Origin of the sequence: Aquimarina algiphila (assembly GCF_947494415.1) — a bacterium.
GTDB classification, from domain to species: Bacteria; Bacteroidota; Bacteroidia; order Flavobacteriales; family Flavobacteriaceae; genus Aquimarina; species Aquimarina algiphila.
In genome coordinates, this window is sequence record NZ_CANLVC010000006.1 from 261,506 (window position 1) to 273,650 (window position 12,145).

Genomic DNA, 12,145 nt, shown 5'->3' on the forward strand with positions numbered 1-12,145 from the left:
TGAAGACAAGTTCTTGATTTTTGTTTCTATAAATTCTAAATATAACATAGATGGAACTAGAGCATAGTGATTCAATACAGAATCAAAATACAACAAATCTTATGAATTATGTCTTTCAGAGTTTTACCGTTGTAATAGACAAAGGAGTGGCGTTTGTTACTTTTGACTATGGAGAGACTAATATTCTGGATATAACCTCGGTTACAGAGTTAGATAAACTAGCTAAGATGCTTGAGGTTGATGAATCGATAAAGGTAATTGTCTTTCAAAGTGCTAATCCGGATTATTTTCTTTCACATGCAGATTTTAAATTACTTCAGAATTTTAGAGATCAAGGAGTATATGATAGTGATGAAATGCCATTGTATTCGGGTTTACTAGAAAAATTTAGGATCATGCCAAAAGCTACAATTGCAAAAATACAAGGCCGTGCTCGTGGTGGTGGTGCAGAATTTATTATGGCTATGGATATGAGTTTTGGAGCTATGAATTCTGCTTTATTATCTCAGATGGAAATTATAATAGGGATTCTTCCTGGAGGTGGAGCAGCACAATATCTTGCTAGAAAAGTAGGAAGATCCAGAGCCATGGAAATCTGTTTGGGAGGAGGAGATTTTGATGCATTGGAGGCCGAAAAATATGGATATATTAATAGAGCGATCCCAGATGATGAGATCGATTCTTTTGTAGAAGACCTAGCGTATAGAATCGCTACGTACCCAGCAAAGGCAATTGCTTATAATAAAGCTACCGTAAATTTATTTGAAAAAGATAGGGAACAAGAGTTTATTATCTCAAATCAATGGTTTGCTGAACTTGTAAAAACAACTGAATTTGATGATAGAGTAGATAAATTTTTTTCACAGGGTGGTCAAACCAGAAAAGGGGAATTATTTAACTGGAAAGAATGGGCAAGAAAATTAAAATAGTCGTTTTTTATTCAAATTTTAACCTACACTAACATTATGAATGTTTTGATAATTGAAGAAATGAAAACAAACCCAGTGAATAAAAGGTGATTATTGTAAATTAAAACGCATTTAAGCTTAAATTAATGAATAGAAATAAAACATTAAGGAACTGAAAAACATACTGATGATTCTTACGAATTTCTTAAATAAAATAACTTTGAAACCAAAAAAGATTTTTTTTATAGATAGTATGGGAGCATTGATAACTGCTATATTCTTAGGCTTGGTATTAGCAAGATTGGAACCTATTTTTGGAATGCCTCCAAAAGTGCTGTATGGTCTGTCTTTTATTGCTTGCATGTTTGCCTTGTATTCATTTTACTGTCATTTACAACTTACCAAAAACTGGAGACCATACCTGATAGGTATAATTAGTGCAAATCTGATATATTGTTGTTTGACCATTGGTTTAGTGATTTGTTATTATCAAAAACTAACAAATTTGGGCTTAATGTATTTTTTGTTTGAAATTGTGGTAATCCTAATTCTGGTATGTATTGAATTAAAAACAGTTTCCGAATTAACCTACAGAAAAGATTAATTTTGAGATTCTATCCATAATAATCGTTTGTTTTCTATCATACTTACCATATATTTAACGTATAGCAAGACTAAATAGAAAAAAATATGAATTAACATAACACTTGCAATAATGAATAACATTCAAATACGAGTATTGTGTGTATGTATTCTATCGATTATCATTTCTTGTTCTGACTCTCCTAAAGATGAGCAACAGAATATTACCAAAGAAGTACAATGGAAATATTTAATAGATGAGGAATTATCGAATTGGGATACCTACTTAAGTTTTAAACATCAAAAGGGTTATGATGGTTCTGCACCAAAAAATGAAGATGGAACTTTGATAGATCCGATAGGAATGAACAAGTCAGAATATAAAGTATTTACTACTGTTAAGGAAGGAGAGGATGAAATCATTAAAGTAAGTGGAGAATATTATGGATGTTTGATTTCTAAAGAAGAATATAAGGATTATCATTTACAGTTGAAGTTCAAATGGGGAGATAAAAAATGGACTCCACGAGAATCATTACTTAAAGATTCAGGAATATTATATCATTCTATTGGACCAGTTGGAGCTGAGCATTGGAGAACGTGGATGCTGTCTCAGGAATTTCAAATCATGCAGGGACATACAGGAGATTATTGGAATCAGGCTACGTCGGCAATCGATATACGAGCATATACTCCAGAATATATAATGAATCCAATGGCTAATGAACATCAGGACTATTTACATATTGGTGAAGGAGGACCTTATAAAAACTATTGTCTTAGGAGTAATGATTATGAGAAGCTTCATGGAGAATGGAATACTCTGGATTTGATTTGTTATAAAGATAAAAGTCTTCATATTGTTAATGGAAATGTAGTGATGGTTCTTAAGAATTCCAGATATCTAAATTCACAAGGAGAAATGGTTCCTTTAACAGCAGGAAAGATTCAGTTACAAAGTGAAGCGGCCGAAATCCATTTTAAAGATATAAGAATTAGAGGATTAGATTCGTTATCATCAAATTATAAAACTTATTTCTAAATTAGAACGAAATATACCGTAAAGCTAAATGAAAAAAAGAATTAGTATTCTAGTCGTGGCCATTTTGATGTATTCAGGATATAGTCAAGTGAATGATTCAATACAGAATAAGCTTATTGAAGAATTAGAACAAATTTATTCACGTGGTTATATAACTGGATTTTCTGTTGCAATTGTGAATCAAAATGATATTCTATTTACAAAAGGATATGGATATTCTAATAAGAAAGAACATCAGGAATACTCAAAAAACTCTATTCAGAGTATTGCTTCAGTTTCTAAGACATTTATTGGTATAGCTTTACTTAAGGCTCAGGAATTAGGTAAACTTAAGTTGGATGACCCAATAAATGAGTACCTACCATTTGAAGTGACGAATCCTTATTTTCCAAATACATCTATAACGATACGACAGTTAGCAACACATACATCTACTATAAAAGATTCTCCGCGATATGAGAAGAATGGATACATTCTAAAAGAAAAGGAAAATGGTGGAGCTACAGTAAATACCAATTTTCGGTCTCCTGATGAAATGATGACTCAAGAAGCATTTTTGAGAAAAATTTTAAGTAAAAAAGGGGACTGGTACAAGAAGAATAATTTTTTAAAGAATAAACCTGGAGAAAAATTTAAATACTCGAATGTTGCTGCTGGATTAGCTGCTTTTATTATCGAAAAAGCAACAAACGAACCATTTAATGAATTTACAAAGACTCATATTTTTAAGCCTTTACAGATGTCTGAAACGGGATGGTTTTCTAGTGAAGTGGATTTCTCAAAACATTCTAAATTATATTCGACTACAGAAAAAGAATTGGCATTTTACCAATTGATAAATTACCCTGATGGGAGCTTAATTACTTCTTCTGAGAATTTAGGGAAATACCTCATAGAATTGATTTCAGGTTATAATGGAGAGGGGAATATACTAAAGAAAGAGAGCTATAAAGAGTTGTTCAAAGCACAACTAACAGACGAAAATTTTGAAGAGCGAAATGAAGGCCCTTACAATGATGAATATAATATGGGGATATTTATGGGGATTTCTGCTCAGGGGCAAATGGGACATACAGGGGGAGATCCTGGAGTAGCATCATACATGTTTTTTAATACTAAAACCAAAATAGGGAAAATTCTTATCGTAAATACAGATCTAAAAAAGGAAGGGATAAATGAATTTATAGACATCTGGAAAACATTAGAAAAGTATGAAGCTAGACTCTAAGTTAATTACTTGATTATTCATAATAAGCAATCTCTCGTTCACATACGAGCATTGGAATTTCATTTTTATACACTATTTTTTTAATCCAATTGTTATTGTTGTCATATTCATATGTCGTACTGTTGTACTCGGTAGGTGTTGCATCAGAGTAGTACATATGACTTTCAATTTGGTCACCATGCTCATTATAAGTCATTTTATAATGTGTGGTTTTTGATTTATTAAACCAATATTCATTGGTTTCATGCAATTTATTATTCTCATACGTATAATGTACTCGTAAATCTACTTCACCAACACCATTTCTATGTTCGTCGATAAAATTATTTCCATTACTATCATATGTACAAGTCTGCACAGACTCTAACTGGTTGGCAAGATTATAAATCTTTTTTTCAAAAACGTTAGGGCCACTATAGATAAATATAGTTTTCTCAATGATAAACTTTCCATTGATACTATGTTCGATGAATTCTATAACCTGACCTTTAGAATTGTATTTATATGAGAAATCCTGACTTAATTTACCATCGATAAATTCTTGAGTTCGTATCTTTTCTCCTTGTGAGTTATAAGTGTAAACTGTTTCAGATTCTTGATGATCATCAAGAGAGTAATTATATATCTTGTTTAGAAACCCCAAAGTATCATATGTATAGGTATGTTTTGAACCCATATTTTTTTTGGTATCAAACCAGTGGCTTTTTTTTAATAAACGCCCACTTTGAATAAAGACCAGTTCAATCGCCTGATTAAAACTATCTTTTTGTATGATATTATTTTTTGGATCTAGAGTAGCGTGATAAGTTATTTCTTTTAAAGATTTTACTGATCCTTTTAGTTCTAATTGTGCAAGATCATTTTGTGCCTTTACCCCGAAGAGAAAGGAACTTACTACAATCAGCAGTGTTAAAATTCTGTAATTTAGCCTCATAAAGTTAGTGTATCCTGTGTGAATGGGTCTCTAGAATTACTAAAATAAAAATAATTAAGAAAATACAATACAAAAACCTTAAAAAGAATACGGTAATGCCATGTGTTTTTAAGAGCTAATGTTAGAACCTTTTGTGCATCATGTTTCGAATGTTCTTCTGTTTTTTTCAATCCATAGAATATATATTCTAATTAGACTTAAAAAACTTTTTTATATTAGTAAGCTATAATTCGGCGCAGAGAGTTGAGGTAAAACATGTAAACAAATCCATTATGAAGGATTTTATAATTCAACTCTTTTTTAGCGCCGAAATTATAGCTACATCTTAGTGTAGTTTAAATTCCATTTGAATATTACATCGTTGGTATGGGGTAGGTATACCAATTACTTTTTTAAATCCTAGTTTGTAGTATAAATTAATAGCCGGTTTTAGTACAGTATTGCTTTCTAAATATATATTTTGAGCTCCCAAAGATTTTGCTTTTTTAAGTATAGCTTCACCTAAAAGAAAGCCAATGCCTTTGCCTTTTGCCTTTGGAGAAACTGCCATTTTTGCCAATTCAAAATCATAATTTGGATGATTCATTTTTATCAAAGCACACACACCAACAGGTTCATCTTTATACAGCGCAATTAAAATCTCACCCCCACGATCTAATATATATTCTTCTGGACTATCCAAAGCTCTATGGTCGGCTTCCTCCATAGTGAAAAAATTAGTAATCCATTCTTCATTAAGCTCTTTAAATGGTATTCTATATTTTGGTTCATAGGATACAATCTTAATATTTGCTGCTTCTCGATGTTTTTTCTCTTCCTTAACTCTTTGAAACATTGATTTTTGATCCAATAAAAGTTCAAATTCTTCAATAGCATGCCACATATTGTAGGTACTTTGGTCTAGTGTTTCCTCTACAGCCTTTCTTACATCAATGTATTGATCTCGAATTTGATTTGCCATTTGTTTCCCTTTAGGACCTAATGCTACATTATTTTTTCTTGCGTCGTTTTTATCTTTCTTTTCTAATAGAATCTTTTCTTTTACCATCTCACGAACAGTTTTGCTTACAGATGGGTGTGAGTGACCGATCTCTATTGCTATTTCTGTAATTGATTTTTCTCCGTTTTCAGATACTACATAAAATACAGGAAACCATTTTGGTTTTAAATCTACATGATACAGTTCATAAATTTTATCAGCGTCTTTTGCCATTTGTTCACTTAGCATTCTTAGCCTTGTGCCAATTGCCATAATACCAACATTATTAAAAAAATCTGTTTTCATAACTATTTACGTAACTGATTACGTAAAAATATGGATATATTTTATTTTTTCAAAATTAAAACTTGAATAGACATTATTTTAAGAAAATGAAATTGGTATTGATGAATGTATATAATTAGGATACAACTCTTAAGTACGTATATAAAAAATCCGGTCAAAAGGACCGGATTTATATATATCATTAGAATAATTTATTCTTTTGGACCGTTTTTCATATTTTCTTTTACAAGGCTATAAAACTCATCAAACTTAGGATCAATTATAATTCTTGTAGCGGTCTCTATACTTTCAGATCCGTATTCACTTTTTGCAAGCACTTCCATTCTTTTAGGATCTACTTTATGGTCAATTTGCAAAGCTCTGACAATGGCAGCTGCTTGTTTTGCACTAAGATCCCAGTTGTCACTGATGCTTTTATCTTTGAAACTAATAGCATTACTATTTCCTTCAACGATTATTTTTAAACCTGGTTTAGCTTTTAATGCATTAGCAATCTTTCCTAAAACACCTTTACCTTTATCGTCTACTTTATGACTATCATCATTCCCAAATAGTGTGGCATTAGGCAATACAATTAATACCATGCCATTTTGTACTCCGATATTTCCTTCTCCTCCTAAAGCATTTTTAAACACTGTTAATGTAGCTAGCTTAAGAGAATCGTTTTTCCCAATAGCATCATTTATTAACTTAAGTTGTCTATCTTTTTCCTGAAGACTTTTAAGAGATGTTTCTAAGTTTTTAGCTTTTTGATTTGATAACTGTGTAAAATTACTCATGTTGCTCAAAAGAGAAGCATTGGTGTCTTTAAGATCTTTTACCTGAGCTTCCATAGTAGCAACCTGAGTTAAGGTCGCTTTCTCTTTGTTGCGAGAATCATTCAACTCACCTTTTGTGGTTTTTAGCTCATTCCTTAATTTGGTTATTTCATCAAGAAGATCCTTTTTTTTCTGAGCTTGCATGGATGAAACTGAAATAAACAGTACAGATGCAAATACAATAATTTTTCTCATTGGTTTTAATATGATTTGTTGCAACCGCTAAAGTAAAACATTTTTATAAATAACAAAGCAAGTGACCTTTATGACTTTTTCAAGATTTGTTTCGCATTTTCAATACTAGCGTTAATTTGGTCTTTAAGTTTATTTACTTTAACCTCTTCTTCTTGCAGTAATTTCATCTGAGAAGACATCTTTTCTTTGTCTACTTTTTGGTCTTCTTCTTGATGCGGAAAAGTATCACTAAATTCACTCATCCAACTCATCATAAAATCATATGCATCTTTTACATCTTGTTGTGCTTTTGCATAGGATTGTCCTTGTGCTGTGGTATCTACTTTGGTTTCTAATTCTTTAATTAGACTACTCATTTCCCCCATTTTGGGCATGACTTCATCATGCACATCAATTATTTTTTGCATCAGAATATCAAATTCTTGTTCTTCTTTAGAAAGTTGATTACAGGATGTGCATACTAATAATAGTAGTAAGGCTGAGTATATAAACGATGATTTCATAAGTATAATTTTTTTATGTGATTTTTATTTCATTTTGTATTAAAAGGCAACCTTAATAAAGGATGTTTGTTTTTTTCAAAGATATTATTTTTCCTCTTCACGTTTAAGTTTTGCTTCATAGTATTGGTTTCCTATATCATTCATTTTACGTAATTGAAGAATAATTTGAAAAACACAAAATGAAATTGCTGTAATTAAAATATAAGTTAGCATATATTAAATTTTAAAGTTTATTTGTTTTTTTACGATTGAATGTCTTTGAAGTCAAAATATAAAGTGTAAATCCAGAAAGAATGGTGAAGATGCCAAAAAAAGAAAATGCTCTAAGTAAGAGGTTATTAAAGTCATCACGTTCCTGATAGTCCATGGTATGCAACATCCATAAAAAATCAAAGATTCGCCATTTATTGTTTCTAAACGTTTGAACATTTCCGTATGTTACCGATACATATATCGTAGTATTTGCTGGTTCACTAAATGAAATAGCATAGGCTGGTAATGGCCGATTACGGTATTCGTGATGATTTCCTGTTGAGGTGAGATATTCAACTTCTGTTACTGGAGCTTTTATATTCAACTTATTTTTAGCAAGTTGGATAGCTTCGTTTTCCTGAAGTGGTTTTCTCAGATTTCCATTTTCAGCATTTATTAATACTACTTTTCTCTCCCCTTTATTAGTGATCTCAATACGATATATTGGGTCCATCAGTATCGTTGTAAGTTCTAATGATACTACACTATCGTTCTTTACAAGATGTTGATCTAAAAAATCTTTTGGAGAAACGTAATTGATATCCTTCGGCAATATTGGAGCGTTCTTTTTTAAATGATCCCCTCTTATTTCATCAATATTCGTCCAACTAAAATAGAGTCCGCCTACGGTCCAAAGTAAAAATTGAATTCCAAGGATGATACCAAGGTAACGATGCCATTTACGAGTTAAACGTACTACTTTACTTTTCTTCATTCTCTATAATTTTTTATTAAGCAGAAAGTATTGTCTTTCTCTTTTTCTTTATGGTTCTGATATACTCAACAATTAAAAGAATGATTATACTTGCGCCAAATAATGGGAATACTAAACCTAGAATTCCTATAATTATTATAATTCCATATCCAATTTTAAAAGTGATGGGTACTTTTGGTATTCCCCATGATCCTTTACGTTTTCTAAGTATGTAAGAAATCAGAGCCGAGCCACTCATTATAGTCAAGGTTATTGCCGTAAAAAACATTAACCACCAATTCCAAACTCCAAATTCTCCTTGATGAAAAGCCATCACCCACATTCGCCCTCGCATTAATACTCCTACATCTTGCCAATCATTAGATAAAATCTGTTTTCCAGAGTATTGATCAAAATGAATCTTTTTTTGAGAGTTCAAATCAGATGGGTTATTGTTAGATACGCTAAAAACTCCTTGAGGACCTTTTGGAAAATGGATTTTTACCGTTCCTGTAAGATGGAGTGCTTCAGCTTTGATAGCAATTTGATCTAATGTTATAGGCTCTGCTTTGTGTTGAGATTGTAATTGGTGACCTTTCCAACTATCGGGGTAACCGGTATTTGTCATTTCCTGTAATTTTTTAAAGTTCCCTCCAACAACATCGGTCCATGGAAAAGCCCCAGCCAAAATGAGGATTAATAAACCAGAAATCCAAAACCCAGATATCGAATGCATATCCCTGAAAAATGTTCTTTTACCTTCGCCAATTCTCGGAATGAAAAAACCTTTGAGTTTCCAGCCTCTTCCCGGCCACCAGACGTATAGACCTGTAAGGATTAGAACCAGCATCCAACTAGCAATAAGTTCTACTATTTTGGTGCCAAATTTGCCCATGAGTAATTCACCATGTAATTTTCTAATGGTATACATATCGGTTTCTTTTGTCACAATCTCCCCAGAGATTTCTCCTGTATATGGGTTTACAAACACGCTACTTTGTCCACTAAAACGACCAGAGATAAATTCGGTAGCATGATGTTTTGAAGTTGGTAATAGTAAAGCGTTTGGTTTTTTTACAGCATTTTTATTGGCAATTTGCCATTGTTGATCTAATGAAATACGATCTATTGCTACAGCTACTTCTTTGATATGCTTTTGCCTTGGCTTTTCATAATCTGCTTTAAAAAGATATATTCCTCCTGTTATAGAAAGTATAAGAATAAATGGAAGGGAGATTAATCCGGCGATAAAATGCCATTTCCAGAGCCATGTATTTAGTTTTTCATTTTTTTTCATTTCTCAATTAAGATTAGCCCTCCCAGATATAAATAATCCAGGAAGGCTGGTTGGATTGGTTGTTAGAAATTATATCGTGCACCAAGATGAAAAGCTCTCGGGTTTCCAATTGTAAAGCTATTTTCTCCTCTAAACCTATTAAAAGATGCTCTTGCAGCATAGAGTTCATCAAAGACATTAAGTGCATGACCCCAAACTTCAAAACCTTTATAGTTGATAGTAGCTCTAAGATTAAAAACAGAATGTCCCTTGTATGTTTCGGTGCCAAAAGTGCCATCCTGATTGTTCACTTGTCCTTCAAAACTAGTGTTATATTCACCGACTAATTCGTATTCTGCACTAATACTAAATCCGAGGTTGTTTTCGAGATTTTTTCTATAGGTAATTAAAGAAGATCCTAATAGGTTAGGAGCAGTTTCTCTATCTGTGTCAGAATAATCGATACCTCCGTCAAAAAATTCGACATATCTGTGCTGTGCATAACTACCATTATGAGATATAGATAATTCTTTTATGGGAAACCATGTGATGCCATATTCAATACCATATGATCTTGTTTTTCCTGCATTGGTGTTAAAAAACTGATCGTTTTCATCTCTAAGAGTAATTAGAGTATTATTACCTTCAAGAAGGTAAATAGCTGCATCTAATTTTAGTTTTGCAGGTATGGTGAAATAACCCCCAACCTCATAGTTATTATAACGACTGGGCTTTATTCCTCGAAGTTCATTCCTGTTTCGATATAAGGTAGATACTTGTGGTGGCGCAAACCCTTGAGAATAGTTTGCATATAGTCCGGTTTTTGAATTTACATTATAATTAAAACCAAGTTTTGGAGTTAGGTTATTAAAATTATCCACAGCATCATCTACTCCAACAATTCCATCAGCCAGATTATCATAATCATACTCAAAGCCATCATACCGAAGAGCAGCGGTAACCTTTAACGCTTTGATAGGCGAAATTTCATATTGGAAAAACCCAGCATAGTTAAAAATATTAGCTTCATAATTAAGGATAAAATCTCCTGAATTAATGCTGAAATCCAAATTTCTTCCTGTTTCAGGATCTACAGTTACGTTAATAGTTTCTGCTATATAATCTTGTGGCGAGTAGTCTACTGTACCTCCGAAAATTAAAGATGAATTGGCAAAACTAAAATCAATTTTATGTTGAATCAACCCTACATAACTTTTAAATTGATTAGAATTAATTTCTCCAGATCCAGAACCAGTCAACTGTCCTTGATTTCTAAATTGTCGAACTCTATATGATGGATTTTGATCCATTCGATTGTTTCGCACTATAGTATTGAATGAGGTTTTATTATTATCATTCCAGTATTTGTCTAATGTAGTTCTAACTCTAAAAGAAAGAGCTTCCCGTTCGGTAAACGTTTGATCACTTTCATAGTTTCCTCCATTATAATCAGCTTCACTTAAAGAGCCTGTCATATCGGATCTATAATCTACAATATCAAAAACGGTAGTCCATTTTGTTGTCTGATTAATATCATACACTGTTTTAAAGGTAACTGCTGTTTTTTCATAATTACTATGCTCTATTGGACCGTCTTCACGTTGTACATATTGTCCTCCAAGATAAAAACCAAATTTTTTACTTGCTTGATCCGATACTTCAAAATCATATCGGGTTAATCCCAAATCGTTAGTCTGAAAACCAACACTACCGCTTAGATCTTCGGTTGGGTTTTTAGTAATAAAATTAAAACTTCCTCCTATAGCTTCGCTGCCATAAATACTGGATGCTGGTCCTTTTAGAACTTCAACTCGACCAAAAGCAATATCATTCATTTCTAATAATGCATTGTGATTAAAGACTGAAGTTGGACGAATTTGCAGACCGTCTTCAAGATATAAAAACAATGCTTTGGTTGAGATAGGAGAGCGAACGGCCATAAAATGCTGTTCATTACTAGCTGCTCTTGATGTGGACATGAACACTCCAGGAACTTGATTGACCAATTGATCGATACCAAATGCTTTAGTTTCTTTCATTGCTCTAGCGTTGATGGTAGCAATGGATCCCGGAACCTCAGAACGTTTTTGAATTTCTCTACTTGCCGAAGTTACTAGAACTTCCTCTAAAGTTACATTGTCTGTAGTTAATCTAATCACATTAAAAGTACCTGTTAAGGATACTTTTTTAGTATTGTATCCTAAAAAGCTAACAGTAACATCAGCAGAATTTTCAAGAGTAATTTTAAATACTCCCTCTTCATTACTCATCACTCCGTTGGCATTATTCTCTGATGCTATGATAGTAGCGCCAAGTAAAGGGTTGTTAGATTGATCAACTATTTTTCCTTCGTATGATTGTTGGGCATAACTATGTATCCCTAAACATAGGGTAATTATAAAAACTAATGTGTTTTTCATTTTTTGTA

The 12,145-nt window shown here is 32.3% G+C and carries 12 protein-coding genes; 4 read left to right on the forward strand and 8 right to left on the reverse strand.

From position 1 onward, the window contains the following. Positions 1–50: 50 nt before the first annotated feature. The 4 genes from PQF96_RS10450 to PQF96_RS10465 all read left to right on the forward strand — a co-directional run bounded on the left by PQF96_RS10450 (position 51) and on the right by PQF96_RS10465 (position 3,760). Entirely contained in the window at positions 51–929 is an 879-nt protein-coding gene (locus tag PQF96_RS10450) for an enoyl-CoA hydratase/isomerase family protein (RefSeq protein WP_271766038.1), read from the forward strand. A gap of 199 nt (positions 930–1,128) precedes the next feature. Continuing rightward, positions 1,129–1,512 carry a hypothetical protein gene (locus PQF96_RS10455; protein ID WP_271766039.1) on the forward strand — a complete coding sequence of 128 codons (384 nt, stop codon included), beginning with the start codon at positions 1,129–1,131 and terminating at the stop codon, positions 1,510–1,512. Positions 1,513–1,623: 111 nt separating this feature from the next. Further along, positions 1,624–2,532 (forward strand): 3-keto-disaccharide hydrolase, encoded by a 909-nt coding sequence (locus tag PQF96_RS10460; protein WP_271766040.1) that lies wholly within the window; start codon positions 1,624–1,626, stop codon positions 2,530–2,532. A gap of 28 nt (positions 2,533–2,560) precedes the next feature. Next, on the forward strand, positions 2,561–3,760 hold the full coding sequence (locus PQF96_RS10465; protein ID WP_271766041.1) for a serine hydrolase domain-containing protein: 1,200 nt from the start codon (positions 2,561–2,563) through the stop codon (positions 3,758–3,760). 13 nt (positions 3,761–3,773) lie between these two features. Here the strand turns inward: PQF96_RS10465 and PQF96_RS10470 are convergent, their stop codons facing one another. The 8 genes from PQF96_RS10470 to PQF96_RS10505 all read right to left on the reverse strand — a co-directional run bounded on the left by PQF96_RS10470 (position 3,774) and on the right by PQF96_RS10505 (position 12,137). Then, complete coding sequence (locus PQF96_RS10470) at positions 3,774–4,694, reverse strand: hypothetical protein (protein ID WP_271766042.1); 921 nt, start codon at positions 4,692–4,694, stop codon at positions 3,774–3,776. Between the two features lie 325 nt (positions 4,695–5,019). Beyond that, positions 5,020–5,979 carry a bifunctional helix-turn-helix transcriptional regulator/GNAT family N-acetyltransferase gene (locus PQF96_RS10475; protein ID WP_271766043.1) on the reverse strand — a complete coding sequence of 320 codons (960 nt, stop codon included), beginning with the start codon at positions 5,977–5,979 and terminating at the stop codon, positions 5,020–5,022. A 191-nt stretch (positions 5,980–6,170) separates the two neighbouring features. Then, the gene (locus tag PQF96_RS10480; RefSeq protein WP_271766044.1) at positions 6,171–6,992 is read right to left on the reverse strand and encodes an OmpA/MotB family protein; all 822 of its coding nucleotides are present in this window, start codon (positions 6,990–6,992) and stop codon (positions 6,171–6,173) included. A 68-nt stretch (positions 6,993–7,060) separates the two neighbouring features. Next, positions 7,061–7,495 carry a hypothetical protein gene (locus PQF96_RS10485; protein ID WP_143915583.1) on the reverse strand — a complete coding sequence of 145 codons (435 nt, stop codon included), beginning with the start codon at positions 7,493–7,495 and terminating at the stop codon, positions 7,061–7,063. Between the two features lie 84 nt (positions 7,496–7,579). Next, complete coding sequence (locus PQF96_RS10490; RefSeq protein WP_255412207.1) at positions 7,580–7,708, reverse strand: hypothetical protein; 129 nt, start codon at positions 7,706–7,708, stop codon at positions 7,580–7,582. A gap of 10 nt (positions 7,709–7,718) precedes the next feature. Beyond that, positions 7,719–8,462, reverse strand: coding sequence for a PepSY domain-containing protein (locus PQF96_RS10495; protein ID WP_271766045.1), 744 nt, complete (start codon positions 8,460–8,462; stop codon positions 7,719–7,721). 16 nt (positions 8,463–8,478) lie between these two features. Then, positions 8,479–9,738 (reverse strand): PepSY-associated TM helix domain-containing protein, encoded by a 1,260-nt coding sequence (locus PQF96_RS10500; RefSeq protein ID WP_271766046.1) that lies wholly within the window; start codon positions 9,736–9,738, stop codon positions 8,479–8,481. A 62-nt stretch (positions 9,739–9,800) separates the two neighbouring features. Then, complete coding sequence (locus tag PQF96_RS10505; protein WP_271766047.1) at positions 9,801–12,137, reverse strand: TonB-dependent receptor domain-containing protein; 2,337 nt, start codon at positions 12,135–12,137, stop codon at positions 9,801–9,803. Positions 12,138–12,145 lie beyond the last annotated feature (8 nt).

Bases quoted from the DNA above. Each gene is read 5' to 3' on its own strand.
- PQF96_RS10450 (WP_271766038.1), top strand. From the start codon at position 51: ATGGAACTAGAGCATAGTGATTCAATACAGAATCAAAATACAACAAAT.
- PQF96_RS10460 (WP_271766040.1), top strand. From the start codon at position 1,624: ATGAATAACATTCAAATACGAGTATTGTGTGTATGTATTCTATCGATT.
- PQF96_RS10465 (WP_271766041.1), top strand. From the start codon at position 2,561: ATGAAAAAAAGAATTAGTATTCTAGTCGTGGCCATTTTGATGTATTCA.
- PQF96_RS10470 (WP_271766042.1), bottom strand. From the start codon at position 4,694: ATGAGGCTAAATTACAGAATTTTAACACTGCTGATTGTAGTAAGTTCC.
- PQF96_RS10475 (WP_271766043.1), bottom strand. From the start codon at position 5,979: ATGAAAACAGATTTTTTTAATAATGTTGGTATTATGGCAATTGGCACA.
- PQF96_RS10480 (WP_271766044.1), bottom strand. From the start codon at position 6,992: ATGAGAAAAATTATTGTATTTGCATCTGTACTGTTTATTTCAGTTTCA.
- PQF96_RS10485 (WP_143915583.1), bottom strand. From the start codon at position 7,495: ATGAAATCATCGTTTATATACTCAGCCTTACTACTATTATTAGTATGC.
- PQF96_RS10490 (WP_255412207.1), bottom strand. From the start codon at position 7,708: ATGCTAACTTATATTTTAATTACAGCAATTTCATTTTGTGTTTTTCAA.
- PQF96_RS10495 (WP_271766045.1), bottom strand. From the start codon at position 8,462: ATGAAGAAAAGTAAAGTAGTACGTTTAACTCGTAAATGGCATCGTTAC.
- PQF96_RS10500 (WP_271766046.1), bottom strand. From the start codon at position 9,738: ATGAAAAAAAATGAAAAACTAAATACATGGCTCTGGAAATGGCATTTT.
- PQF96_RS10505 (WP_271766047.1), bottom strand. From the start codon at position 12,137: ATGAAAAACACATTAGTTTTTATAATTACCCTATGTTTAGGGATACAT.